This window comes from uncultured Pseudoflavonifractor sp., assembly GCF_944387275.1.
Lineage (GTDB): Bacteria > Bacillota > Clostridia > Oscillospirales > Oscillospiraceae > Pseudoflavonifractor > Pseudoflavonifractor intestinihominis.
The window spans coordinates 1-25,481 of sequence record NZ_CALXEG010000006.1 but is presented as its reverse complement, the minus strand read 5'-3'; the positions used below and the strand labels follow the sequence as shown (position 1 = coordinate 25,481).

Sequence of the window (25,481 nt, the reverse complement as noted above, 5' to 3'; positions counted from 1 at the left end):
TATTCCCGCTCCGCGGGAAAACATTCAGGGTTTCTGGCCCCCAGAGGCCAAAAACCCTGTACTTGCGCAAAAAGCAAGAACAGCCTTGGTACGCTGTACCCAGGCTGTCCGCTCTCGTCTGGTACATGTTATTTTACTCGCTCTCCCCCGCTGCCGTCAAGATGGCAGGCGGAATTTTTCTTTCCTTTACCAGAGCTCCACCCATACCATACGCCGCCCTGGTGGAGGCCCACTGTCATGTATGGCACAATAGACCTGACCCCGCTTTGTTTACGCCTCCTTGCGCAAGTCTTAAGGAAATCGTAAGGGGATGCAAAGCCTCTCTTTCGCTTTTCCCGGTATACTGGGTACAACAGACAGGCAACAAAGGAGTATGAACACCATGTGGAATTTCAAATATACCGCTCAGTACCTGGCCTGCGTGGCCGACCTGGAGTCCCACCCTGACGTGCAGTCCATGCGCTTTTTCCCCCAGCACGCCAAGGGGGTGAGCACCTATGACCACTGCTGTCTGGTGGCCTACTCCAGCTTCCGCGTCTGCGCGGCTCTGGGGCTGGACGCCCGCTCCGCCGCCCGGGGCGGCCTGCTCCACGACTTTTTCCTCTACAACTGGCAGACCGACTCCCGCCCCGGCGCTGACCACGCCTTCCGCCACCCGCTCTACGCCCTGGAAAACGCCCAGGCCCGTTTTGTCCTCAACGATACCGAGCGGGACATCATTGCCACCCACATGTGGCCGCTGCCCCTCAACCGGTTCTACCGCCGCTGGGAGTCCCTGGTGGTCAGCTGCATGGACAAGGTGTGTGCGCTGGCCGAGCTGATGGGCCTGGTGCCCCTCCTCACCAGGGGCGGCCGGGTCCCCGCCCCCAAGCTGGCATATCCCCAGAATGCGCCCTCGCCCGCCCCCGCAAAGGCCGGTTGACTTCTCCCCCGGGGCGTGGTACCCTTTTCCCAAATGGAAAGGGGGCACCGCTATGTGCAGTCCCGAGAAAGAATTTGTCCTCTCCAACGGCGTGTCCGTCCCCGCCGTGGGCTTCGGCACCTATAAGACGGCGGACGGCGCCGTGCTGTCCGCCGCCATCGCCCAGGGGTACCGCCACTTTGATACCGCCTCCTTCTACGGCACTGAGGCCGCCCTGGGCCGTGCCGTGGCGGAGAGCGGCCTGCCCCGGGAGGACTTCTTTCTCACCTCCAAGCTGTGGAAGACCGAGATGGGCTATGACGCCGCCCTCCGGGCCTTTGACGCCACGCTGGAGCGGCTGGGCACCGGCTATCTGGACCTCTACCTCATCCACTGGCCCAGGCCGGACCTGGAGCTGGCGGACTGGGCCGGGTTGGACCGGGAGACCTGGCGGGCGCTGGAGCGGCTGTATGAGTCCGGCCAGGTGCGTGCCATCGGGGTGAGCAACTTCCTGCCCCACCACCTGGAGCCCCTTCTGGCCTGGGCCAACGTGGCCCCCATGGTGGACCAATTGGAGTTCCACCCGGGCTACATCCAGGCGGAGGCGGCGGCCTTCTGCCAGGCCCACAACATCCTGGTGGAGGCCTGGAGCCCCCTGGGCCGGAACCGGCTGGCGGGCCATCCTCTGCTCTCCCAACTGGCGCAGGTCCACGGCGTGTCCCCCGCCCAAATCTGCCTGCGCTTTGCCCTTCAGCAGGGCGTGCTCCCCCTGCCCAAGTCCTCCAGCCCGGAGCGGATGGCGGAGAACCTGGACCTGTTCTCCTTCGCCCTGACCGAGGAGGAGATGGCGGCGCTGCGGGCCATGCCCCAGGCTGGCTGGTCCGGGGAGCATCCCGACCGGCCCAGAGTGCGGCCCCAGGAGGTAACATAACATGGAACCCAAAGAACTGCTTGATTTTCTCCACATCGCCGAGCACCTCAAGTGCAACACCCGCCACTCCTACACCTCCAGCGGGCGGCATGAGTCGGTGGCCGAGCACTCCTGGCGGCTGGCCCTGATGGCCTTTCTGATGAAGGACCAGCTCCCCGGCGTGGATATGGACAAGGTGCTGAAGATGTGCCTCATCCACGACCTGGGGGAGGCCATCACCGGCGACATCCCCGCCTTTGAAAAGACCGACGACCACCGGCACACCGAGGCCAGGGCTGTGGACAGCCTGGCGGCCGCCCTGCCCCGCCCTCTCTCGGACGAGTTTTCCGCCCTGTTTGCCGAGATGGAGGCCAGGACGACCCCCGAAGCCCGGGTGTTCAAGGCTCTGGACCGGATGGAGGCGGTGCTCCAGCACAACGAGGCCCCGCTGGACACCTGGATTCCCCTGGAGTTCGAGCTCAACCGCACCTACGGCGTGGAGGACGCCGCCCCCTTTCCCTTTCTAAAGGCCCTGCGGGAGCAGCTGATTGCAGACACGGACGAAAAAATCGCCGACAGCACAATGACCTGATAAAACGCCAAGCGGAGGCGTCTCGTCTGAGACGCCTCCGCATTTTTGTCACTTCAGCGGCACACCCCAGGGAGCCATCTCCCAGCGGATAAAGTAGCCCTGGGGGTGCTTGCACACGGGACAGGCCGCCGGGGCCATGGTCCCCTCCACCACGTGGCCGCAGTTGAGACACATCCAGCGGCACTCCACGTCGCTGACAAAGAGTTTGCCCTGCTCCAGCAGGTCGGCAAAGGCGCCGAAGCGGTCGCCATGGCTCTTTTCCACCCTGGCGATGGAGGAGAAAATGTGGGAAATCTCGGGGAAACCCTCCTCCTTGGCCACCTTGGCAAAACCGGTGTAATCGTGCTCAAACTCCTGGTACTCATTGCGCCGGGCGGCCCGGAGATGGCTGAGCACATCGGGGAAGAGATCCACCGGATAGGTGCCGTCCACCTTGACGGTCTGACCCGACAGCTGCTCCAGCAGGTCGTAGTACACCTTGGCGTGCTGCTCCTCCTGGCCGGCGGTGAAGAGAAAGACTCCCTGGAGCACCTGGAGGTCGTTCTTCTCTGCCAGGCCGGCAGCAAAGGTGTAGCGGTTGCGGGCCTGGCTCTCTCCGGCAAAGGCGCGCATCAGGTTTTCTCTGGTCTGGCTCTTGTCAAATGAAACGGACATGGGCAGTGCCTCCCTTATCATGGATATGGAGAGGATGCCCTGCCGGAATATTTTTATGCGGCAGCTGAAACAAAACCGGCGGCTCACGGCTCTGATAGGCAGAGGAAAGGAGATGAGGCAGATGGATTTGGAGCAGACCATGGCGGAGCATGGGGACTGTATTCTGCGGCTGTGCTTTCTCATCCTGCGGGATCGTGCCGCCGCCGAGGACGCCGCCCAGGAGACCTTTCTCCGGGCCTGGCAGAGCTGGGACCGCTTTGACGGGCGGGCGGCGGTCAAAACCTGGCTGACCAGCATTGCCGTCAACGTGTGCCGCCACCAGCTCCGCTCCCCCTGGCGCAGACGCCGGGTGGACTGGGAGGCACTGGGGGAGCTGGCTGCGCCGGAGCAGCAGGCGGAAGACGGCACTGTGCTCCGCGCCGTGCTGTCCCTGCCGAAAAAGTACCGGGAGATTGTGGTGCTTCACTACTATCAGGGCTTTTCCACGCCGGAAATCGCCCAGATGCTCCACCTTCCCACCGGAACCGTGTCGGTCCGTCTCATGCGGGCCAGAGAGAGGCTCAAGCCTATGCTGAAGGAGTGGTATTATGAAGAAGCATGACATGGCGCAGTCCCTGAACCGGGCTTTGGACGGCCTGCGCTTCCGTGCGGACATGCGGGAGCAGGTGCTCCGGTCGGCGGAACATACCGCCCCCGTCCGCCGCCCCGGTCTGCCGCGCAGGGCCGTGGCCGCCCTGGCCGTGTGCGCCGCGCTGGTGATCGCCGCCGCGGCGGCAGGACCCACCCTGTGGAAAATCATTCAGGAGGATCTGGGGTCTCGGGCCCCCTACGCCACCGAGGTGCTGGGCTCCTGCGAGGACCAGGGCATCCGCATAGAGGTACAGGCCGCTCTGGCAGACAGCCGCGTCACCCGGCTCTACTTCACCATGGAGGATCTGACCGGAGAACTCTTTCGTGAAGACACCTCCTGCGACCTGCTCCTCTCCCTGGAGACCGGCGGGACGTTCAGCTGGGGCAACGGCGGAAGCGGACTGAAGGTGCTGGACTACGACCCGGAGCGGCATCTGGCCACTCTGGTGTACAGCCGGGGCACCGATGAGCTCTCCCAGGAGCCGCCCACCCGCGCAAAGCTGAATATGACCTATCTTCTCCCCGGGGAACGGTCGGCCCGCGTGGCGCTGGAGGGCACGGATGTACCCTCTTCCACCCTGGAGAGCACCACGCTGGAAAGCGGTGTGACCGTGCTCCTGCCGGGCCAGACGCCCCTGCTCATGGTAGGGGATGAGCAGCTTCCCGGCGCCACATTGAGTCCCGTAGCGGAATCCGACCAGCCGGATGTCTTCATCTCCTCCATGGGCTTTGCCGCAGACGGATGCTACCACATCCGCCTTGCCCAGAGTGAGAAGGTCTCCTCCGCCGATGCGTCGGAATACGCCGATCAACCGATTTTCAGCGTTGAATACTACCTCTATGACCCGGAGGCCCCCAACCGCTGGCCCAGCCAAGGCGTGGGGGACGCAGTGTGGACCGCTGTGGAGGGGGGCTGGGATGTGTGCCTGCCCAGTCTGACAGAGGATACCCTGCCATATCTGAATCTTCTGGCGCTCCGCACCCACTACTCTGTGGCCGGTGGACGGATTGAGGGAAACTGGGAGGTCACTGTCCCTGTGGAGGCCGTGGAACAGCGGACCGCCGTTCCGGCGGAGATACTGGTATTCCCCTATACCCGGAACGGGGAACTGCCCTACGGCCGGGATTGGGATGCCCAACTGGACCGGGTGACCGTCTCTCCCCTCAGCATTTGCACCGACTTCTCCACACCCGATGGGCAGGAATACCCCTGTCAGCTCACCGGCTCAGAGCTGTCCCTCACCGTCTCGCTCTCCGACGGTACGACCCTCACCCCTGCCTACTGCGACGAGGTATGGAGCCAGCGGGTGGGCTGGGTGATGTGGGAGTTCGACGAGCCCATTGATCTGTCGCTGGTGGAATCGGTAACCCTCAACGGAGAGACCATCCCGCTGACATAACAGGACAAGAGCCCCGCGGACTGGCTGCCGCGGGGCTCTTGCTATTTTACAGGCTCTTCTCCAGATTGGCCTTGATGGCCCGGAGGAACTCCAGGGAGGTGACGCCCTTGGCGGGGGTCTCGCCCTCCCACAGGCCCACCAGATCCTTGGTCATCACGCCGCCCTCGATGGTGGCGATGGTGGCGGCCTCCAGCTTGTCGGCGAAGGTCATCAGGTCGGCGTTGCCGTCCAGCTCGCCCCGCTTGCGGAGGGCGCCGGACCAGGCGAAGAGGGTGGCCACCGGGTTGGTGGAGGTCTCCTCCCCCTTCAGGTACTTGTAGTAGTGGCGGGTAACGGTGCCGTGGGCGGCCTCGTACTCGTACTTGCCGTCGGGGCTCACCAGCACGGAGGTCATCATGGCCAAGGAACCAAAGGCGGTGGACACCATGTCGCTCATCACGTCGCCGTCGTAGTTCTTGCAGGCCCAGATGAAGCCGCCCTTGGAGCGGACAACCCGGGCCACCGCGTCGTCGATGAGGGTGTAGAAGTAGGTGATGCCCAGTTCCTCGAACTTGGCCTTGTACTCGGCGTCGTAGATCTCCTGGAAGATGTCTTTGAAGGTGTGGTCGTACTTCTTGGAGATGGTGTCCTTGGTGGCGAACCACAGGTCCTGCTTGGTGTCGATGGCGTACTGGAAGCAGGAGCGGGCAAAGGAGGAGATGGAGCTGTCCTTGTTGTACTGCCCCTGGAGCACGCCGGCGCACTCGAAGTCGTACACCGTCTGGCGGAACTGCTCCTTGCCGCTCTCGTCGGTGAACACCAGCTCAGCCTTGCCGGGGCCGGGCACCCGGTACTCAGTGCCCTTATACACATCGCCGTAGGCGTGACGGGCGATGGTGATGGGCTCCTTCCAGGTCTTGACCACGGGGGAGATGCCCTTGACCATGATGGGGGCGCGGAACACGGTGCCGTCCAGGATGGCGCGGATGGTGCCGTTGGGGGACTTCCACATCTCGGTGAGCTTGTACTCCTCCACCCGCTGGGCGTTGGGGGTGATGGTGGCGCACTTGACGGCCACGCCGTACTTCTTGGTGGCCTCGGCGGAGTCGATGGTCACCTGGTCCCTGGTCTTCTCCCGCTCGGGCAGGCCCAGGTCGTAATACTCGGTCTTCAGGTCAATATAGGGCAGCAGCAGCTCGTCCTTGATCTGCTGCCACAGGACGCGGGTCATCTCGTCCCCGTCCATCTCCACCAGAGGGGTGGTCATCTTGATTTTCTCCATCAGGCTTCACTCCTTTACCGCGATACCGCGTTTGAGACATTATATCCTTTTTTCCCCCTCTTCGCAAGGTAGATCCGCAAAAGTCTTTCCCCGCCGTCCCCCGCTGCCGCCTTGATTTTCCATGCTGTTTGCTATATAATATAATATCTTATTACGCGGATTTTTGCCGCAGAGGAGTACACAACCATGGAAAAAACCTACATTCCCCAGGGCTATGCCCCCTGTCTCAACCTGTACGATACCCAGAAGGCCATCGCCATCCTCAAGCGCCTGTTTGAGGACACGCTGGGCGGCGCCCTCCATCTGCGCCGTGTGTCCGCCCCCCTGTTCGTGGAGGCCAGCACCGGCCTGAACGACGACCTCAACGGCGTGGAGCGGCCCGTGTCCTTTGACATCCCCGCCGCCGGACGGGACGCCCAGGTGGTCCACTCCCTGGCCAAATGGAAGCGCATGGCCCTGTACCGCTACCAGTTCTCCGTGGGCGAGGGCCTGTACACCGACATGAACGCCATCCGCCGGGATGAGCAGCCCGACAACCTCCACTCGGTCTATGTGGACCAGTGGGACTGGGAGAAGGTCATCGCCCCCCGGGACCGGACGGTGGAGTACCTCCAGGCCACGGTGCGCACCATTGTGGCCTGCCTGTGCAAGACCCAGTCCACCCTCCGCTCCATGTTCCCCCAGCTCACCGCCCTGCCCCTCATCAGCCCTGATGTGTGCTTTGTCACCACCCAGGAGCTGGAGGACCGCTGGCCCGGCCTGACCCCCAAGGAGCGGGAGGACGCCTGGGTAAAGGACCACCCCACCACCTTCCTCATGGGCATCGGCGGCGCGCTGAAGTCGGGCAAGCCCCACGACGGCCGCGCCCCCGACTACGACGACTGGTCCCTCAACGGCGACATTCTGGTGTGGAACCCGGTGCTGGAGCGGGCCTTTGAGGTGTCCTCCATGGGTATCCGGGTCTCCCCCGAGTCCCTGGACAAGCAGCTCACCATCGCCGGGTGCGACGACCGGCGGAACCTGCCCTTCCACAAGATGCTGCTGGAGGGCAAGCTGCCCCTCACCATCGGCGGCGGCATCGGCCAGTCCCGGCTGTGCATGCTGCTGCTGGGCAAGGCCCACATCGGCGAGGTCCAGGCCAGCGTGTGGGACGACGAGACCATCCATGCCTGTGAGAACGCCGGCGTTATTCTTCTCTAACCCTCTCTTCCGGCAGAGATTATCAAAGGAGCGGTACTATGCTTTTCTCTCACTATGACCGGTATCAGTATGTCCGCAGCCCCCTGGTGGAGGTCATCTGCCAGCTGCGGTTCCCCGCCATTCTCTCCATCGGCGCCAAGGCCCCGGTGGACTTCCAGGAGGCCATCCGGCAGGAGTTCCCCAGATTCAACAAGGCCCAGGAGCGCCCGGCGCCCAGGATGACCCTGGTGGACGGCGCGCCCAAGCTGGTGCAGCCCGAGCCCATCACCAACTACAACTTTATCTCCGAGGACGGCCTGTGGAAGCTGAATCTGACCCAGAACTTCATCGCCCTGTCCACCCTGCGCTACCAGCGCTGGGAGGACTTCGCCCAGCGGCTGGACCGTCCCCTGGCCCAGTTCATCCAGATCTACCACCCCACCTTCTTTGAGCGGGTGGGCCTGCGGTACGTCAACGCCTTCTCCCGCCGTGCTCTGGGCCTGGAGGGCACCCCCTGGTCCGACCTGATCCAGCCCGCCTTTCTGGGCGTCATGGCCGAGCCCGACGTGGACGAGTCCAAGATCGGCAAGTGCTCCCTGGAGGTAAACATGTCCCTGGAGGAGAACCGCCAGATGAAGGTCCACGCCGGCCCCGGCCTTCTGGGCGGCGCCAAGAAGGACCCGGAGGTCAAGTTCATCCTGGACGGCGACTTCTCCGTCACCGGGAACACCGCCCCCGACCAGGTGGCCTCCGGCCTGGAGGACCTGCACTACCACGCGGTGCGCCTCTTCCGGGGCGCCCTCACCTCCGAGCTCCACACCGCCATGGGCGCTCAGCCCCTGGTCTGAGTTTCTCCCCGCTCTTCCCGCCCGCCGGTATCACGCCGGCGGGCATTTTTTATCTTTTCTTTTGATCCAATGTTAAAACATAGTTTCTTTCCAAATTGACATTTATGGCAAAAATGGTTCTCCCTCAATTTTCTGGTTGACAAAACCGGTTAGCTTTTGTAAACTTCCATATGTTAGATAAAACTAACCACTTATTTTCAGGAAGCAGACCGCTTCTTTTCTTTTTGCCCACGAGTTAGCTTACGCTAATATTTGAAAGGAGACTCCCTCTGCCATGATGATCAACGGACGGCTCATCGGGATTGTACCCGAGAGCAAGCGGTATATCGCGGGAAACGTGGCCTTCCAGTGGCTGGGTATGGCCAGCAACGCGGCCATGATCTTTTCCTTCGCCTGGGTGCTTCAGGGCCTGCTCAGCGATAGCCTGCCCTCCTGGGGCCTGCCAGCTGCCACAGGTGTGGTGGTGCTGACCGCAGTGGTGCGGTGGCTGTGCGCCGTGGGGGCGGGCCGGATGAGCTTCCGGGCCTCCAAGGCGGTGAAGCAGGCGCTCCGCCGCAGGATCTACGAAAAGCTTCTGCGTCTGGGCCCGGCCTACAGCCAGAAGTGTTCCACCGCCGAGGCGGTACAGCTGTCCACTGAGGGCGTGGAGCAGCTGGAGACCTACTTCGGCGGCTACCTGCCCCAGTTCTTTTACAGCATGCTGGCCCCCATTACCCTCTTCCTTCTGCTCGCCCCGGTGAGCCTGAAGGCAGCTGCGGCCCTGCTGGTGTGTGTGCCCCTCATCCCCATGTCCATCGCCGCGGTGCAGACCATTGCCAAGCGGCTGCTGGGCAAATACTGGGGCCAGTACGCCGCCCTGGGGGACACCTTTCTGGAGAACCTCCAGGGCCTGACCACCCTGAAGATCTACCAGGCCGACCAGGCCCGCCACGAGGAGATGAACAAGGAGGCCGAGTCCTTCCGCCGCATCACCATGAAGGTGCTCACCATGCAGCTCAACTCCATCACCATCATGGACCTGGTGGCCTACGGCGGCGCGGCCCTGGGCATCGCCCTGGCCGTGGTGGAGCTGTGGACCCGCAAGGTGGGCTTTGCCGGGTGCTTTGCCATCCTGCTGCTCTCCGCCGAGTTCTTCCTTCCCATGCGGCAGCTGGGTTCCTTCTTCCACGTGGCCATGAACGGCATGGCCGCCAGCGACCGGATCTTCGCCCTGCTGGACCTGCCGGAGGAGGCCTCCGGCACGGTGGAGGATGCCCCAAAGGGCGGCCTACGCTGCCGTGGGCTCCGCTTCTCCTATGAGGCGGACCGCGAGGTGCTCCACGGGCTGGATATGGAGTTCCCGCCCAACAGCTGCACCGCCATTGTGGGCGAGAGCGGCTGCGGCAAGAGCACCGTGGCCGCCATCCTCTCCGGCCGCCTGCACGGGTACGCCGGCGAGGTGACCCTGGGCGGTGCAAATTTGAACACCCTGTCCAGCGATGCTCTCACCAGAGCGGTGACCTACGTGGGCTTTAACAGCTGGATTTTCCGGGGCACCGTCCGGGAGAACCTGCGGATGGCCAGGCCGGACGCCAGTGACAGCGACCTGTGGGCCGCCCTGGAGCGGGCCAACCTGGCCGGCTTCCTCCGCAGCGAGGGCGGCCTGGACCTGGCCCTGGAGAGCCAGGGCGCCAACCTGTCCGGCGGACAGCGGCAGCGGCTGGCCCTGGCCCGGGCCCTGCTCCACGACAGCCCGGTGTACATCTTTGACGAGGCCACCTCCAACATCGACCCGGACAGCGAGAACGACATCATGGAGCAGATCAGGCTCCTGAGCCGGGAGAAGACGGTGGTACTTATCACCCACCGGCTGGCCAACGTCACCGCCGCCCACCGCATCTACGTCATGGACGGCGGACGGCTGGCGGGCGTGGGCACCCACGCCGCCCTGCTCTCCCAGGGCGGACACTACAAGGACCTGTGGGAGAGCCAGCAGGCGTTGGAGAACATCGGAATATACGAAGAGGAGGAAGCGGTATGACCCCGAAAAACACAAACCGGAGCGGCCTGGGCATTATGGCCCGGCTGATTGTACTGGTGGGGCCGCTGCTGCCCTTTATGGTGCTGGCCGTGGCCCTGGGCGTGGCCGGGTTCCTGTGCGCCACCGCCATCACCGTGCTGGGCGGCTGGGCCATGCTGGATGTGCTGGGGCTGGAGGCCCCCATGTCCTTCATCCTGCTGTTCCACTTCCTGGTGCTGGCTGCCGTGCTGCGGGGCTTCCTGCGGTACGGCGAGCAGGCCTGCAACCACTTCATCGCCTTCAAGCTGCTGGCCCTGGTGCGGGACAAGGTCTTCGGCGCCCTGCGCCGCCTGTGCCCCGCCAAGCTGGAGGGCAGGGACCGGGGCGACCTGATCGCCCTCATCACCTCGGACATCGAGCTGCTGGAGGTCTTTTACGCCCACACCATCTCCCCCGCCGCCATCGCCCTCATCATGTCGGTGCTCATGGCGGTGTTCATCGGCTCCTTCCACCCCCTGCTGGGTGTGGTGGCCGCCATGGCCTATGTGACTGTCGGGCTGGTGCTTCCCTTCCTCATCTCTCGGAGCACCAGGGACGCGGGGAGGCAGTTCCGGGCCGGTGCGGGGGCACTCAGCGGCTTTGTGCTGGACAGCCTGCGGGGTCTGCGTGAAATCCTCCAGTACCGCCGGGGCACGCAGCGCCTGGAGGAGCTGGACCAGCGGACCGCTGCCCTCTCGGACACCGAGCAGAAGCTGAAGGACGCCGCCGCCCACGGCATGGCTCTGACCAACACGGTGATCCTCTTTTTCGACCTGGCCATGCTCCTGACTGCCGCCCTGCTGTTCCAGGCCGGGCTGGTGGGTTTTGACGGGGTGCTCATCCCCCTGGTGGCCCTCATGAGCTCCTTCGGCCCGGTGGTGGCCCTGGCCAACCTGGGCAGCACCCTCCAGAACACCCTGGCGGCTGGCGGCCGGGTGCTGGACCTGCTGGACGAGGCCCCCCTGGTGGAGGAGGTGGAAGGCAAGGCCCCTGTGTCCTTCTCCGGCGGCAGCTGTGAGCAAATTTCCTTCTCCTATGGTGATGAGACCATCCTCTCCGACCTGAGTCTTGACGTGAAGAAGGGGGAGATTCTGGGCATCATCGGCCCCAGCGGCAGCGGAAAATCCACCCTGCTGCGGCTGCTCATGCGGTTCTGGGACGTGAACCGGGGTTCTGTGAAGCTGTCCAATACCGATGTGAAGGATATCAACACCGCCGATCTGCGGCGGATGGAGGCCCTGGTGACCCAGGACACCCACCTGTTCCACGACAGCATCGCCAACAACCTGCGCATCGCCAAACCGGACGCCACCCGGGAGGAGCTGGAGGACGCCTGCCGCAAGGCGTCGGTCCACGACTTCATCCTCTCTCTGCCCAAGGGATACGACACCCCGGTGGGTGAGCTGGGAGACACCCTGTCCGGCGGCGAGCGGCAGCGGCTGGGTCTGGCCCGTGCCTTTCTCCACGGCGCGCCCCTGCTGCTGCTGGACGAGCCCACCAGCAACCTGGACAGCCTGAACGAGGCGGTGATCCTCAAGGCTCTGAAAGAGGAGCAGGGAAACCGGACCGTGGTGCTGGTGTCCCACCGGGCGTCCACCATGGGCATCGCCCACCGGGTGTGCCGGGTGGCCAACGGGAGGCTGAGCTGATGGGGACCGACATCCAGGCCAAGCGGCAGCGGGAAAAGGCCATGGTAAACGAGATGATCGCCCTCTACTGCCGGAAGAAGCACGGCACGCGAAGCGGCCTTTGTCCCGACTGCGCCGCCCTGGCGGCCTACGCCCAGCAGCGGAGCGACCGCTGCCCCTTTATGGAGACCAAGACCTTCTGCTCCAACTGCAAAGTCCACTGCTACAGGCCGGAGATGCGGGAGAAGATCCGGGACGTGATGCGCTTTTCCGGGCCCCGGATGCTCCTGGTCCACCCCATGGCCGCCATCCGGCACATGATGGAGACCAGGCGGGAAAAACGACGACTGGAGGAACTGGCATGAAAAAGGTTCTGTACATCATTCTGGGCTGTATCGGCCTGGGCCTGGGGGCCCTGGGGGCTGCCCTGCCCCTGCTGCCTGCATTTCCTTTTCTGATGCTCTCCGCCTTCTGCTTTGCCCGCAGCTCGGAGAAGCTCCACAACTGGTTCACCTCCACAAAGCTCTACAAAAACAATCTGGAGAGCTTTGTCCGGGGCAAGGGCATGACCCGGTCCACCAAGCTGCGGATCATGGCGGTGGTCACCCTGACCATGGCCTTCGGCTTTGCCATGATGGGCCGGGTGCCGGTGGGCCGGATCATCCTGGCCATCGTGTGGGTGTGCCACATCCTGTACTTCATCTTCGGCATCCCCACCATCCCCGCCGTCCAGGCCGTGGAGGACCGGGACGAGGACCTGTGGCAGGACGAGGACGCCGCCGCGTAACGGGACGTTTTGTCCCTGACAGCCCGGCATTGGGAAATTCGGTTGAGAATCCTTCCCATTTTTCCTACTGTTTTATATGGTTTTCCGATTGACTTCTTTTGTGGTCCTCCTTATACTTTTTATGAGATAAAATTGGGCGGCCCGAAGATTGCTGCACGCCGCCCCAGATAAAAAAGGAGCGATTGCTATGGGTACCATTCAGCTGGCCGAGCACCTCTACTCTGTGGGTGTGCTGAATCCCGGCCTGCGCATTTTCGACATCATCATGCCCGCCCCCTACGGCACCAGCTACAACGCCTATCTGCTCACCGGCGAGAAGAACGTGCTGGTGGAGACCGTCCACGCCGACTACTGGGACGAGTACCGCTCCAACATCGAGCAGGTGCTCCCTCTGGAGAAGATCGACTATCTGGTCATGAACCACAACGAGCCCGACCACTCGGGCAGCGTGGCCAAGCTGCTGGCGGCCTGCCCCAACCTGACCATTCTGTGCACTGCCGCCGGCAAGAAGCACCTGGCGGACATCACCAACAACGCCGCCCTGCCCTGCCGGGTGGTGAAGCAGGGCGACAGCGTGGACCTGGGCGGCGGCCGCACCCTGGAGTTTATGCCCTCCGCCATGCTCCACTGGGCCGACTCCATGTTCAGCTGGTGCCCCCAGGACAAGGTACTCTTTACCTGCGACTTCCTGGGCGCCCACTACTGCGAGCCCACCATGCTGGACCGCAACATCCACGACCAGAAGGCCTATCTGGATATGGTGGCCCACTACTACAACTGCATCTTCGGGCCCTTCAAGCCCCACGTGCTGGCCGGCCTGGACAAGATTGAGCCTCTCAACCCCGCTATCGTCTGCCCCAGCCACGGCCCCTGCCTCACCGACCGCATCGGCGAGATCGAAGGCCTCTACCGCCAGTGGAGCACCCCTGCCGCCAAGCCTGAGAAGATGGCCGCCGTGCTCTACTGCTCCGCCTACGGCTGCACCGCCACGCTGGCCAATACCGCCGCCGCCGCCCTCCGGGAGGCCGGCCTGCGGGTGGAGCTGCGGGACGTGAGCACCACGCCTCTGAGCGAGAGCGCCGCCCTGGCCAATGAGTGCGACCTGCTGGCCGTGGGCGCGCCCACCATCAACCGGGACGCTCCCAAGCCCATCTGGGACGTGCTCACCTCCATCGACGCCATCAACTGCGCCAAGAAGCCCGCCTTTGTGTTCGGCTCCTACGGCTGGAGCGGCGAGGGCCCCGAGATGCTGCGCACCCGTCTGGCCCAGCTGCGCTTCAGCGTGCCCGACACCGCCTTCCGCTGCACCTTCACCCCCTCCCAGGCCGACCTGGACGCCGTGACCGCCCTGGCCAAGGAGGCCGCCGCCAAGCTGGGCTGAGCCTTCTTCCCTTCAGAACAAAAACAACGACCGGAGCTGCCGAGGCGGTTCCGGTCGTTCTTTTCCTCAGAGCAGAAAACGCCGCCGGCAAATGCCGGCGGCGTTTGAATCGTGTGATTAACCCAGCAGGTTCTTCTCGGTGGAGGGGTCGAAGAGGTGCACCAGCGCCTCGGGGAAGGTGAAGTCCACCTCGGTGCCGAAGGGGATACCGGCCCGGTGCTGGGCGGGCAGGTCGGTGGAGGGGATGCGGAGCACGACCTCCTTCTCGCCGGCCACCACGTGCAGGTGGACCTCGCTGCCCATCATCTCGGACACGTCCACATGGGCGGTGACGGTGCCCTCACCGGCGGAGGGCTTCAGGATCAGGTGCTCGGGACGGCAGCCCAGGATCACGTCCATGGAGCCCAGGCCCTTGGCGGCCAGACCCTCCTGGATGTTCTTGGCCAGGTTGACCCGGGTGCCGGCATAGTCCACATAGTAGCCGTTGCCGTCCTTGATCAGCTTGGCGTCAAAGAAGTTCATCTGAGGCGTGCCGATAAAGCCGGCCACGAACACGTTGGCGGGGTGGTCGAAGACCTGCTGAGGCGTGCCGATCTGCTGGATGTAACCGTCCTTCATGATGACAATACGGTCGCCCAGGGTCATAGCCTCGGTCTGGTCGTGGGTAACATAGATGAAGGTGGTGTCGATGCGCTGGCGGAGTTTGATGATCTCGGCGCGCATCTGGTTGCGCAGCTTGGCGTCCAGGTTGGACAGAGGCTCGTCCATCAGGAACACCTGGGGCTCACGGACGATGGCGCGGCCGATGGCCACACGCTGGCGCTGGCCGCCGGACAGAGCCTTGGGCTTACGCTCCAGGTACTGGGTGATGTCCAGGATCTCAGCGGCCTCACGGACGCGGCGGTCGATCTCGTCCTTGGGCATCTTGCGCAGCTTGAGGGCGAAGGCCATATTTTCGTACACGGTCATGTGGGGATAGAGCGCGTAGTTCTGGAAGACCATGGCGATATCGCGGTCCTTGGGCTCCACGTCGTTGACGCGGCGGTCGCCGATGTACAGATCGCCCTCGGAGATATCCTCCAGACCGGCGATCATACGCAGGGTGGTGGACTTGCCGCAGCCGGAGGGGCCGACCAGGACGATGAATTCCTTGTCCGCGATCTCCAGGTTGAAGTCGTGGACTGCCACCACGTTCTTGTCGTAGATCTTCTTGACGTTCTTCAGGCTCAAAGTTGCCATGTACACAGGCCGTGACTGCAATGCCTCCGCAAATACAGCCTTGCATTCGGGGGGCGAAACCCCGCATGCTTTACGACAGGTCTCCACACTGCCGCACCGCCGGCCCGGCGGATTTTGGTCTCCTCCTTTTTTACGGGGAGACGGGCCTATATTAAATTAAATATTTAAAATTGGAGTAGCCCCGCCTCGCCTGATTAAATATGCAGGCCTCATTCCGGCCTGATCGTAGATAGTTTAGCACAAAAATTTCTGACAGGCAATCTCGATAAAACGGCCAAATTTTTTGGCTTGTTTTTGGGCATAATACCATTTCTGTCCTTTTTGTCTCCGCCTGAAAGCCACCTTCCCTTGACAGCGGCCCGGTTCTCTGGTATCCTGACAGTGCGCTATATGACTGACGGAAGTGGGTTGACCACATGGAGTATAGCGGACATGAGCCGACCGTCTGGGCACGCTGCGCTTTCGCGCGGTGTGCCCTTTTTGCATCCCCAAAACAGGAAAACCGACTTTAAGGAGGCGCGGTTACAGATGAAAACCGATATTGAGATCGCCCAGGCGTGCACCATGCTGCCCATCACCCAGGTGGCGGAGGAGCTGGGCGTCAGCCAGGAGATCCTGGAGCCCTACGGCCGCTACAAGGCCAAGCTGGACCCGGCGGCCCTCAGCGCCCTGCCCCGGAAGGGGCGGCTGATCCTGGTCACCGCCATCAACCCCACCCCCGCCGGCGAGGGCAAGACCACCACCAGCGTGGGTCTGGCCGACGCGCTCCACCGGCTGGGCAAGAAGGCCGTGCTGGCCCTGCGGGAGCCCTCCCTGGGCCCGGTGTTCGGCATCAAGGGCGGCGCTGCCGGCGGCGGCTATGCCCAGGTGGTGCCCATGGAGGACATCAACCTCCACTTCACCGGCGATTTCCACGCCATCGGCGCGGCCAACAACCTGCTCTCCGCCATGCTGGACAACCACATCCAGCAGGGCAACGCCCTGGACATCGACGTGCGCAAGATCACCTGGAAGCGCTGTGTGGACATGAACGACCGCCAGCTGCGCAACATCGTCTGCGGTCTGGGCGGCAAGGTCAACGGCGTGCCCCGTGAGGACGGGTTCGACATCACCGTGGCCAGCGAGGTCATGGCGGTGCTTTGCCTGGCCACCGGCCTGAAGGACCTGAAGGAGCGGCTGGGCCGCATGGTGGTGGCCTACACCCGGGACGACAGGCCCGTCACCGCCCACGACCTGAAGGCGGACGGCGCCATGACCGCCCTGCTGAAGGACGCCATCAAGCCCAACCTGGTCCAGACCCTGGAGCACACCCCCGCCCTCATCCACGGCGGTCCCTTTGCCAACATCGCCCACGGCTGTAACTCCATCACCGCCACCGACGCCGCCCTCCGGCTGGGCGACTACACGGTGACCGAGGCCGGCTTCGGCGCCGACCTGGGCGCTGAGAAGTTCCTGGACATCAAGTGCCGCTACGGCGGCCTGACCCCCTCCGCCGTGGTGGTGGTGGCCACGGTCCGGGCCCTGAAGCACCACGGCGGCGCGGCCAAGAACGAGCTGGGCACTGAGAACCTGTCCGCCCTGGAAAAGGGCCTGCCCAACCTGCTCCAGCACGTTGAGAACATCACCCAGGTCTACGGCCTGCCCTGCGTGGTGGCCATCAACCGCTTCCCCACCGACACTGAGGCCGAGCTGGCCCTGGTGGAGGAGAAGTGCAAGGCTCTGGGCGTCAACGTGGCCCTCAGCGAGGTGTGGGCCAAGGGCGGCGAAGGCGGCGAGGCGCTGGCCAGGGAGGTCATGCGCCTGTGCGAGACCCCCGCCGACTTCCGCTTCTGCTACGACACGGACAGCTCCATCGAGGAGAAGCTGGACGCCATCGCCCGCAAGATCTACCGGGCCGACGGCGTGGACCTGACCTCCAACGCCCGCAAGCAGCTCAAGCAGCTCACCAGTCTTGGCTACGACAAGCTGCCCATCTGCATGGCCAAGACTCAGTACTCCTTCTCTGACGACGCCGCCCTGCTGGGCGCGCCCCGCGGCTTCCGCATCACTGTGCGCAACCTGAAGGTGGCCGCCGGCGCCGGCTTCCTGGTGGCCCTCACCGGGGACATCATGACCATGCCTGGGCTGCCCAAGGTTCCCGCCGCTGAGAACATCGACGTGGACGAAAACGGAAAGATCACTGGCCTGTTCTGAGCCATATCCACATTATATAAAGAGAGCCGTCCGCTGTATGCGGACGGCTCTCTTTTGCTCAGTTTCAGCCCTTTCTGGCCCGGTCGGCCTGAATGAGGCGCTTGATGGCCTCCACGCCCACCCGGACGGCGGAGGACACGTCGTGGCTCTCGTCCTGGGGCAGGCCGGCGGCGTCCCGCTCCTGGTTCCAGATGACGTGGAAGGCGGAGCCGCACCGCACCCCCAGGGCGGAGGCGCAGCAGAACAGGGCCGCGGACTCCATCTCGGAGGCCAGGACGCCCAGCCGCTTCCATGCCTCCCACTTGGCCTGGAGCTCATAGGACACGGGCATACGGCCGGGGTCGTGCTGGCCGTAGAAGGAGTCCTTGCACTGGACCACACCGGCGTGCCACACGTGGCCCAGGTCCCTGGCGGAGTCCACCAGCGCGGTGAGCACCTCATAGTCGGCCACGGCGGGGAACTCGATGGGGGCATACTCCCGGCTGGCGCCCTCGTGGCGGATGGCACCGGTGGCGATGACCACGTCGCCGGCCTTCACGTCCAGCTTGATGCCTCCGCAGGTACCCACCCGGACAAAGGTGTCGGCGCCGATCTTGGTCAGCTCCTCCATGGCGATGACGGCGGAGGGGCCGCCGATGCCGGTGGAGCAGACCGAAACCTTCTCCCCCAGCAGGGTCCCGGTATAGGTGGTGTACTCCCGGTTGGACTGGATCTTCACCGGGTTGTCGAAATAGGAGGCAATGATCTCGCAGCGGCCCGGATCGCCGGGCAGCAGCACATACCGGCCCACGTCCCCGGCCTTGCACTGGATGTGGAACTGCAGTTCATGTTCGTGCATATTGCTCACCTCATAATATTATTTCTGTCTTTTTTTATTCATTATAGCTGCTCTTCCTCCCTCTCTGCAACCCCAGTTGTCTATTTTCCCGCCCGGCCTGCTCCGCTCTTTTTCGTGTCTGTCAGGTAAATTTCCCCTTTTTTCAACCAAAATGCCTGCTCGCCCTTTACGGCTGGCCTGAATTGCGCTAATATGATGGTAGTTACCCGCCGTTTACGCGGCGTGTGTCCTGTGCCATGTTATACAACATGTAAAGTAAATAGGAGAGAGTGTGTGTGAAGATTATCATTGTAGGCGACGGAAAGGTGGGCTTCACCCTGGCGGAACACCTGTCCCGTGAGGACCACGACGTCACCATCATCGACACCCGGGACGATGCCCTGAAGCGGGCCTCCGACGCGCTGGATGTCATGTGCGTCAAGGGCAACGGCGCTTCCATTGCCACCCTGCGGGAGGCGGGCGCGGAAAGCGCCGACATCCTCATCGCCGCCACCAACCTGGACGAGATCAACATGATCTGCTGCCTCACCGCCAAGCGCCTGGGCACCAAGTACACCATCGCCCGGGTGCGCAACGTGGAGTACGCCGTGGAGCTGCCCACGCTGAAGAAGGTGGTGGGCATCGACATGGTCATCAACCCGGAGAACGCCACCGCCGTGGAGATCGCCCGGCTGCTCCGGTTCCCCTCCGCGGCCAACCTGGAGACCTTCTACCGGGGCCGGGTGGAACTCATCGGCTTCCGGGTCCAGGCGGACGACTTCATCTGCGGCCACCCCCTGTCCGAGCTCAGCCGTCAGGTCAAGGCCCTGCCCATCCTGTTCTGCGCCGCGGAGCGGGGCGACCAGAGCATCATCCCCGACGGCTCCTACGTCCCCACCGCAGGCGACAAGCTCTACCTCATCGGCCAGCCCGCCGGCATGACCCAGTTCTTCAAGCTGCTGGGCCGGTACGCCCCCAAGATCAAGGATGTGTTTGTGGTGGGCGGCGGGCGTATCTCCCACTACCTCACCACCCTGATGGAGGGCATGGGCCTCCACGTCAAGGTGGTGGAGCGGAACATGGACCGCTGCCGGGAGCTGAGCGAGCTGCTCCCCCACACCATGATCATCTGCGGCGACGGTACGGACCAGGAGCTGCTGGAGTCGGAAAACGTGGCCTCCGCCGATGCCTTTGTGGCCCTCACCGACCGGGACGAGGACAACCTGATCATCTCCCTCTATGCCATGCAGCGGGGCATCTCCAAGGTGGTGGCCAAGTCCAACCGCCAGAACTACGCCGGCATCGCCCGGGCCGTGGGCCTGGACAGCGTCATCTCCCCCAAGCTCATCACCGCCAACCAGATCCTCCAGGTGGTGCGGGGTATGGAGAACTCCAAGGGCAGCGTGATGACCGCCCTGTACCGCATCGCCGAGGGAAAGGTGGAGGCCATGGAGTTTGTGGTCAACCAGACCACCCGCCACCTGAGCACCCCTCTGAAGGACCTGCGGCTGAAAAAGGGCATCCTCATCGCGGTCATCATCCATCAGGGCCGCATCATCATCCCTGAGGGCTCCACCCGTATGGAGCAGGGGGACACGGTCATCATCGTGTCCCGGGACGAGGGCATTCTGGACGTCAACGACATCTTCGACGAATCTCTGCTGGATGCCGGCGTCATAGGGGGAACGGGGCTGTGAATTTCAAGCTGGTCTTCCGCATCACCGGCAGGACCCTCCTGGTGGAGGCCTGCTGCATGCTGCTGCCCCTGCTGGTATCCCTGATCTATAGGGAGTCCCCCCTGCCCTTCCTTTTCACCATCGCCATTCTGCTGGCGGTGGGCGGTATTTTATCCGCCCTCCCCGCCTCCAACCACTTCTTCCCCCGGGAGGGCTTTTTCGCCGTGGGCCTGATCTGGGTGCTCATCTCCGCCTTCGGCGCCCTGCCCTTCTGGTTCTCGGGGTACTTCCCCAGCTATGTGGACTGCCTGTTTGAGGCGGCCTCCGGCTTTACCACCACCGGCGCGTCCATCCTCCCGGTGGTGGAGAATCTGCCCAGGGGCATCCTGTTCTGGCGCTCCTTTACCCACTGGCTGGGCGGCATGGGCGTGCTCATCCTCACCATCGCCCTGATGCCCTCCCTGGGCAGCCGCACCCTCCACCTGATGAAGGCGGAGAGCCCCGGCCCCGTGGTGAGCAAGCTGGTACCCAAGACCAGCCAGTCCTCCAAGATCCTCTACGGCATCTACTGCGGCCTGACCGCCATCCAGATCCTCTGCCTCCGCCTCACCGGTATGGCGTGGTACGACTGCATTGTCAACGCCTTCGCCGTGGCCGGTACGGGCGGCTTCTCGGTGCGCAACACCTCCATCGGCGCCTATGGCAACCCCGCCGCTGAGGTCGTCATCACCATTTTCATGCTGCTCTTCTCCATCAACTTCACGCTCTACTTCCTCATCCTGTGCGGAAAGATCCGCCAGGCCCTCCACAGCGATGAGTTCCGGTTCTTCCTGGGCGTGGTGGCAGTGAGCATCCTGCTGATCACGGGCAACCTGTGGTTCACCCAGGGGTATTTCACCTCCCTGGGGGATACGGTGCGGGCCGCCGCCTTCCAGGTGTCCTCCATCATCTCCACCACCGGCTTCTCCAGTGTGGACTTTAACCTGTGGCCGGAGTTCTCCCGCTTCCTGATGGTCATTCTCATGTTCATCGGCGCCTGCGCCGGCTCCACCGGCGGCGCGCTGAAGTGTTCCCGGGTGCTGGTGCTCTTCAAGTGCATCCGCCGGGAGATCAACCAGGTCATCCACCCCCGCTCCGTCAACGTGGTCAAGCTGGACGGCAAGGTGGTGCCCGAGGACACCCTGCGCTCCATCCTGCTGTTCTTTGCCGCGTACATGCTGATTGTTCTGACCGCCGGGCTGGTGGTGGCCCTGGACAATTTCTCCTTCGGCACCACCTTTACCGCTGTGGTCTCCTGCATCGGCAACGTGGGCCCCGGCCTGGAGACTGTGGGGCCCATGGGCAACTACTCCGCCTTCTCCGCCCTGTCCAAACTGGTGCTCACCCTGTGCATGATCATCGGCCGGCTGGAGCTGCTCCCCATCCTGGTCCTGTTCAGCAAGAGCGCCTGGAGCCGGTCCTGAGCGCTCCATCCCAGCAGATCGATCTCCGGAGGTAACGCCATGAAAACCACCAAGGAGCTGATCCGGAAGACCGCCCGGGAGCTCTTCAACGCGCGGGGATACCGGGCCGTATCCATGCGCAACATCGCCGACGCCCTGGACATCAGCGTGGGCAACCTGACCTACCACTACCCCCAGAAGGAGCTGCTCATGGAGGCCATTATGGACGACGAGCTGGACACCCTGCCCGCCGCCCCCGTCCCGGGGCTGCCCGGCCTGAACCGGCTGCTGGAGCGGATGCTGGAGTCCTTCCTGGAGACGCCCTTCTACTTCAACGACCCGGCGCTGTACAGCTCTGTCCCCTCTCTTCAGGCGCGGCATGTCGCCAATGTGATGGAGCTGTTCAACATCCTGCGGGACGCCATTGGGAGCTGCACCGGGCTGGGCCTGTTCGTGCCCGAGCTGTCCGGCCCCCTGCTGGATCAGATAACCTGCCTGCTCATGCTCAGCCACACCGGCTGGGCCCAGCACAACGCCACCTGGCCCTCATCGCATGGTATCTCCGTATCGGAGATGCTGGCGGCCCAGTGGGCCGTCCTGATGCCCTATCTCACCCCTGCCGGCAGGGCGGAATACGCCGCCCTGGGACGTATTCCGGCGGAATGAGCCCTGTATTACGGACAAAAAAGCCTGGGGCAGTTCACAGTTGTGAACTGCCCCAGGCTTTTTTTATGCTGCTTAGTTCTCTTCCACGTAGTCGCCGTTCTGGATGCGCTCGTAGAGGGTCTTGAGCATGTCCAGGTAGGTGGGTGTCTCGGACAGGGTGGCGCCGGAGACCGCGTCGGGGGTCTGCCAGTAGCCCTCGTCGTTCTGGGTCATGCCGCCGTCGGCATAGTAGTCGTAGTCAAAGCCGTTCTCCAGCACAAAGTCCTTGATGGCCTGCATGTTGCCGGGGAAGGTGATGGGGCTGGGCCAGAAGTCGGTGCCGTGGCCGTTGGTCTCCTTGGCGGTGATCTGGTAGGTCATGGCCACGTTCTCATCGTCGGCGCTGGTGACGCTCTGGGCGCTCTTGAGGATGTAGGCAGGCTGGGCGGAGGCGTCCACGTACCACTTGCCGCCCTCCTCGGTGGCCACATAGTCGTTCATCTTCACGGTCTGGCCGTCGATGTCGGCGGAGTAGACCACAGCCACCTCGCAGGCGGGGTCGCTGCCCAGCTCGCCGGTCCACACCACGTCGCCGATCTGGATGTACTTGGCAAAGTTACAGGTGGTGTCGCCGGAGGTGAAGGTGACCAGACCGTCCTCACCCAGGGCGGAGATCACCGCCTCGTCGGTCATGTTGCCCCAGCCAGAAGCGGCACCGTTGTCGTCCCAGGGGAGCATGGGCTCATAGAACTGCACGGCATAGGCCTGGTTGTTGTCCAGGTCCCAGTAGAGGGTGGCCTTGATGACGCAGTCCTGGGCAGAGGTCACGTCCTTGGTGTAGATGCCGTAGGTGGTGGCGCTGACGATCTTGCGGTCGCTGGGGATCTCCACAGGCTCGGCGCCGGTGGGATAGGAGGCCGTCTCCCCGCCCTCGTCGCCGCTCTCGGCCTCAAAGGGATTGGCCTCCGGGTCCAGGGCGTTGAGCACGGCGGCGCGGCAGCCGTCGCTGGTGTAGGTGGCGCCGGACACGCCGTCGATCTCGGCGCCGTTGGCTGCCACGACCTGCTCCGCCAGCGTCTCCAGGGCGGCGCCGCCCACATCGGGGGTCTCGTCGGGACCGTCAAAGCTGGCGGCGGTGATGACGCCGTTCTCCACGGTCAGGGTGGCGGTGATGACGCCGCCGAAGCCCTTGCCCTTGCCGGTCAGGGTCTCGCTCTGGGCGGCGGAGCTGCTGGCGGAGGGCTGGGTGCTCTCCTCGGTCGCAGGCGTGCTGCAGGCCGCAGTGCTCAGCAGCAGCGCGGCGGCGGCACAGGCAGAAATCCATTTCTTATTCATAATAGAATGCCCCTTTCATTCATCTAGTACTATTGTACTAATTTGTGGCAATCATAGCACGCCAATCTGGTTTCTGCAAGGGCTCTTTTCCCTGGAAATTTTCTAAAATTTAAATTTTTCAGCACTTTATCATTGAAAACATGTAATTTTCTTTTTTTCCGCCCTGCTTTTTGTCAAAATTTTATCTAAGTTGTGAGATTCCACAGTTTTTTACCCATTTTTGACCACTCCTTTTTATTTTTTACGCAAACGATCTGTCTCCCGCTCTGTCATTTTTTCTGTTTTATAAGCCCCCGGTTCTGTTTGGGCAAAATCATCATAATTTTTATCATGCATCCTTATAAATTTATTGATTTTATCGAAAGCGCACTGACCGCCCTCTGTTTTTGTAAAGAACTCCTTGCAAAATGAGATGATTATGGTAAGATTAAGGTGCCATCAGCAAAGGGAAGGCTGAGCCAAACGGTGTTTTCTCTCGCTTAAGTAAAATATTATTTTTTCTTCAGTCTTCCTATTATGTAAAGGAGTGGGAAATTTGGACGTACAGAATCTCTTCTGGCTGGGCCTGCTGGGCGCTGCCATAGCGCTGCTCTTCGCCGTCTTTCAGGCTCGGAAGGTGCTCCGCTTCTCCGAGGGCACCGATCTGATGAAGAAGATCGCCGCCTCCATCCGCAAGGGCGCCAACGCCTACCTGAAGCGGCAGTACACCACTGTGGCCAAGATCTTCATCGTGGTGTTTGTCATCCTGCTGGTCCTGCGCTGGTTCAACCTGCTGGACAACTGGTTCATCCCCTTTGCCTTCCTCACCGGCGGCATCTACTCCGCCCTGGCCGGCTTCATCGGCATGAAGATCGCCACCAGCTCCAATGCCCGCACCGCCAACGCCGCCCACGAGAGCCTGAACCGGGGCCTGAACGTGGCCTTCTCCTCCGGCGCGGTCATGGGCTTCACCGTGGTGGGCCTGGGCCTGTTTGATATCTCCGTCTGGTTCCACATCCTGAAGTATATCGCCCACTTTGAGGCCGCTCAGATCGCCTCCACCATGGTCATGTTCGGCATGGGCGCCTCCTTTATGGCCCTGTTCGCCCGTGTGGGCGGCGGCATCTTCACCAAGGCCGCCGACGTGGGCGCCGACCTGGTGGGCAAGGTTGAGGCCGGCATCCCTGAGGACGACCCCCGCAACCCCGCCACCATCGCCGACAACGTGGGCGACAATGTGGGCGATGTGGCCGGCATGGGCGCCGACCTGTACGAGTCCTACGTGGGCTCCATCCTGGCCACCTTTGCCCTGGGTGCCGCCGCCTATGCCGGCGGCAACCTGACCTGGAACGCCATGCTGCTGCCCCTGCTGGTGGCCGTTGTGGGCGTGGTGTGTTCGGTCATCGGCTCCTTCCTGGTCCGCACCAAGGAGAACGCCGACCAGCGCTCCCTGCTGGCCACCCTCCGCAAGGGTACCTATACCGCCGCCATCCTGGCCGCCGTGGTGGCCGCCCCCCTCACCTACTGGCTCATGGGCTCCTGGGGCCCCTACATCGCCATTCTGGCGGGCCTGGTGGGCGGCTGCGCCATCGGCTACTTCACCGAGTACTACACCTCCGACACCTATAAGCCCACTCAGAACCTGGCCGACTCCACCGAGACCGGCGCCGCCACCACCATCATCGGCGGCATCTCCCTGGGCATGAAGTCCACCGCCGCCCCCATCGTGATCATCGGCATCGCCATCATCGTCTCCTTCCTGGCCGCCGGCGGCACCCTGTCCACCGCCTCCGGCGAGTATGAGCTGCTCTTCTCCAAGGGCCTGTACGGCATCGGCATCGCCGCCGTGGGCATGCTGTCCACCCTGGGCATCACCCTGGCCACCGACGCCTACGGCCCCGTGGCCGACAACGCCGGCGGCATCGCCGAGATGAGCGGCCTGGGCG

22 protein-coding genes and 1 riboswitch are annotated in these 25,481 nt (G+C 63.3%); of the genes, 17 read left to right on the top strand and 5 right to left on the bottom strand.

The window, feature by feature from the left end:
- Positions 1-382 precede the first annotated feature (382 nt).
- Genes Q0K23_RS02750 through Q0K23_RS02740 form a run of 3 tightly spaced genes read left to right on the top strand, consistent with a single transcriptional unit; the run spans position 383 to position 2,403 of the window.
- Complete coding sequence (locus tag Q0K23_RS02750; protein WP_294517591.1) at positions 383-922, top strand: phosphohydrolase; 540 nt, start codon at positions 383-385, stop codon at positions 920-922.
- Between the two features lie 52 nt (positions 923-974).
- Positions 975-1,832, top strand: a complete 858-nt coding sequence (locus Q0K23_RS02745; RefSeq protein ID WP_294517588.1) for an aldo/keto reductase — start codon at positions 975-977, stop codon at positions 1,830-1,832.
- A 1-nt stretch (position 1,833) separates the two neighbouring features.
- On the top strand, positions 1,834-2,403 hold the full coding sequence (locus tag Q0K23_RS02740; RefSeq protein ID WP_294517585.1) for an HD family hydrolase: 570 nt from the start codon (positions 1,834-1,836) through the stop codon (positions 2,401-2,403).
- 48 nt (positions 2,404-2,451) lie between these two features.
- Here Q0K23_RS02740 and rbr read toward each other — a convergent pair whose 3' ends face one another.
- Complete coding sequence (rbr, locus tag Q0K23_RS02735) at positions 2,452-3,057, bottom strand: rubrerythrin (RefSeq protein ID WP_294517583.1); 606 nt, start codon at positions 3,055-3,057, stop codon at positions 2,452-2,454.
- A gap of 121 nt (positions 3,058-3,178) precedes the next feature.
- Here rbr and Q0K23_RS02730 point away from each other — a divergent pair, with 121 nt between their 5' ends.
- Entirely contained in the window at positions 3,179-3,658 is a 480-nt protein-coding gene (locus Q0K23_RS02730; RefSeq protein ID WP_294517580.1) for a sigma-70 family RNA polymerase sigma factor, read from the top strand.
- Complete coding sequence (locus Q0K23_RS02725; protein WP_294517578.1) at positions 3,645-5,087, top strand: hypothetical protein; 1,443 nt, start codon at positions 3,645-3,647, stop codon at positions 5,085-5,087. The genes Q0K23_RS02730 and Q0K23_RS02725 overlap by 14 nt, the downstream gene beginning before the upstream one ends.
- A 46-nt stretch (positions 5,088-5,133) precedes the next feature.
- Here Q0K23_RS02725 and Q0K23_RS02720 read toward each other — a convergent pair whose 3' ends face one another.
- Positions 5,134-6,348 carry an NADP-dependent isocitrate dehydrogenase gene (locus Q0K23_RS02720; RefSeq protein WP_294517576.1) on the bottom strand — a complete coding sequence of 405 codons (1,215 nt, stop codon included), beginning with the start codon at positions 6,346-6,348 and terminating at the stop codon, positions 5,134-5,136.
- Between the two features lie 186 nt (positions 6,349-6,534).
- Between Q0K23_RS02720 and asnA the strand changes: the two genes are divergently transcribed.
- The 7 genes from asnA to Q0K23_RS02685 all read left to right on the top strand — a co-directional run bounded on the left by asnA (position 6,535) and on the right by Q0K23_RS02685 (position 14,209).
- Entirely contained in the window at positions 6,535-7,548 is a 1,014-nt protein-coding gene (asnA, locus tag Q0K23_RS02715) for an aspartate--ammonia ligase (RefSeq protein ID WP_294517574.1), read from the top strand.
- Positions 7,549-7,586: 38 nt separating this feature from the next.
- Positions 7,587-8,375: a TIGR04255 family protein gene (locus Q0K23_RS02710; protein WP_294517572.1), complete on the top strand. Its 789-nt coding sequence runs from the start codon at positions 7,587-7,589 to the stop codon at positions 8,373-8,375.
- 274 nt (positions 8,376-8,649) lie between these two features.
- Positions 8,650-10,395 (top strand): ABC transporter ATP-binding protein/permease, encoded by a 1,746-nt coding sequence (locus Q0K23_RS02705; RefSeq protein ID WP_294517570.1) that lies wholly within the window; start codon positions 8,650-8,652, stop codon positions 10,393-10,395.
- Entirely contained in the window at positions 10,392-12,062 is a 1,671-nt protein-coding gene (locus Q0K23_RS02700) for an amino acid ABC transporter ATP-binding/permease protein (RefSeq protein ID WP_294517568.1), read from the top strand. The genes Q0K23_RS02705 and Q0K23_RS02700 overlap by 4 nt, the downstream gene beginning before the upstream one ends.
- Positions 12,062-12,406, top strand: coding sequence for a nitrous oxide-stimulated promoter family protein (locus Q0K23_RS02695; RefSeq protein ID WP_294517566.1), 345 nt, complete (start codon positions 12,062-12,064; stop codon positions 12,404-12,406). The genes Q0K23_RS02700 and Q0K23_RS02695 overlap by 1 nt, the downstream gene beginning before the upstream one ends.
- Positions 12,403-12,828 carry a YbaN family protein gene (locus Q0K23_RS02690; protein WP_294517564.1) on the top strand — a complete coding sequence of 142 codons (426 nt, stop codon included), beginning with the start codon at positions 12,403-12,405 and terminating at the stop codon, positions 12,826-12,828. The genes Q0K23_RS02695 and Q0K23_RS02690 overlap by 4 nt, the downstream gene beginning before the upstream one ends.
- Before the next feature lie 187 nt (positions 12,829-13,015).
- Positions 13,016-14,209 (top strand): FprA family A-type flavoprotein, encoded by a 1,194-nt coding sequence (locus Q0K23_RS02685; RefSeq protein WP_294517562.1) that lies wholly within the window; start codon positions 13,016-13,018, stop codon positions 14,207-14,209.
- Positions 14,210-14,326: 117 nt separating this feature from the next.
- On the opposite strand, the gene Q0K23_RS02680 is transcribed toward Q0K23_RS02685, so the two are convergent.
- Positions 14,327-15,448, bottom strand: a complete 1,122-nt coding sequence (locus Q0K23_RS02680; protein ID WP_294517560.1) for an ABC transporter ATP-binding protein — start codon at positions 15,446-15,448, stop codon at positions 14,327-14,329.
- 380 nt (positions 15,449-15,828) lie between these two features.
- A riboswitch (ZMP/ZTP riboswitch) is annotated at positions 15,829-15,906 on the top strand.
- Positions 15,907-15,976: 70 nt separating this feature from the next.
- Between Q0K23_RS02680 and Q0K23_RS02675 the strand changes: the two genes are divergently transcribed.
- Positions 15,977-17,641, top strand: coding sequence for a formate--tetrahydrofolate ligase (locus Q0K23_RS02675; protein WP_294517557.1), 1,665 nt, complete (start codon positions 15,977-15,979; stop codon positions 17,639-17,641).
- Positions 17,642-17,705: 64 nt separating this feature from the next.
- On the opposite strand, the gene udp is transcribed toward Q0K23_RS02675, so the two are convergent.
- Positions 17,706-18,479, bottom strand: a complete 774-nt coding sequence (udp, locus tag Q0K23_RS02670) for a uridine phosphorylase (RefSeq protein ID WP_294517554.1) — start codon at positions 18,477-18,479, stop codon at positions 17,706-17,708.
- Between the two features lie 275 nt (positions 18,480-18,754).
- Between udp and trkA the strand changes: the two genes are divergently transcribed.
- Genes trkA through Q0K23_RS02655 form a run of 3 tightly spaced genes read left to right on the top strand, consistent with a single transcriptional unit; the run spans position 18,755 to position 22,242 of the window.
- Entirely contained in the window at positions 18,755-20,155 is a 1,401-nt protein-coding gene (gene trkA, locus Q0K23_RS02665; RefSeq protein WP_294517552.1) for a Trk system potassium transporter TrkA, read from the top strand.
- Positions 20,152-21,597 carry a TrkH family potassium uptake protein gene (locus tag Q0K23_RS02660; protein ID WP_294517550.1) on the top strand — a complete coding sequence of 482 codons (1,446 nt, stop codon included), beginning with the start codon at positions 20,152-20,154 and terminating at the stop codon, positions 21,595-21,597. The genes trkA and Q0K23_RS02660 overlap by 4 nt, the downstream gene beginning before the upstream one ends.
- Before the next feature lie 39 nt (positions 21,598-21,636).
- Positions 21,637-22,242 carry a TetR/AcrR family transcriptional regulator gene (locus Q0K23_RS02655; protein WP_294517548.1) on the top strand — a complete coding sequence of 202 codons (606 nt, stop codon included), beginning with the start codon at positions 21,637-21,639 and terminating at the stop codon, positions 22,240-22,242.
- Between the two features lie 72 nt (positions 22,243-22,314).
- Here Q0K23_RS02655 and Q0K23_RS02650 read toward each other — a convergent pair whose 3' ends face one another.
- The gene (locus Q0K23_RS02650) at positions 22,315-23,556 is read right to left on the bottom strand and encodes an FMN-binding protein (RefSeq protein WP_294517546.1); all 1,242 of its coding nucleotides are present in this window, start codon (positions 23,554-23,556) and stop codon (positions 22,315-22,317) included.
- Between the two features lie 526 nt (positions 23,557-24,082).
- Here Q0K23_RS02650 and Q0K23_RS02645 point away from each other — a divergent pair.
- Positions 24,083-25,481: sodium/proton-translocating pyrophosphatase (locus tag Q0K23_RS02645; RefSeq protein WP_294517543.1), on the top strand; the 1,399-nt coding region annotated here is incomplete at its 3' end.